Annotated in this window: 1 pseudogene; it reads right to left on the minus strand. The window is 61.0% G+C overall.

Going from position 1 to position 482, the window contains the following annotated elements:
- Nucleotides 1-320, minus strand: a pseudogene (locus tag KDH83_RS31465) (hypothetical protein); the annotation flags it as partial.
- Between the last annotated feature and the right edge of the window lie 162 nt (nucleotides 321-482).

Consider the following 482-nt stretch of genomic DNA (forward strand, 5'->3'; position numbering starts at 1 on the left):
GCGTAGGACTGGTCGATGAATGTGCGCTCGAAGATCGGGCGGATGACAGCATAGATGGCGTGCTGCACCACGATGTCGCCGAACCACGGGGCGCAGATTTCGCGGGTCTTGGGTTCATGCACCAGGAACCGCTTGTAGCCGCGAACCTCGTAGCTGCCATCATGCAGACGGCGGTGCAGCCAATCGAGCACGGCCCCGGCGCGGATGTCGAACCAAAAGCAGGCTTTGCGCAGGCGCTTTCCGCGCCTGGCCTCGACGTAGGCATCGAACAGTGCCTCGCGGGTGAAGGTCTGCTCAAACAGGTTTCCGTGCCGTTTCATTGCCCCTCCATTCCAAAAAAAACTCCGCGCTGGTCTTCGGGATGCCCCTACCAAAAAGCGCGGAGTGACTACGAGTTCGCCGCCCGCAGCGCGGGCAAGCAGGACGACCTATCCCTATGGCTCCACTATCCCCATTCGAGGTTTGAGGAAGAAGCCGCAGTC

Origin of the sequence: Achromobacter sp. Marseille-Q0513 (assembly GCF_018195695.1) — a bacterium.
Lineage (GTDB): Bacteria > Pseudomonadota > Gammaproteobacteria > Burkholderiales > Burkholderiaceae_B > Achromobacter.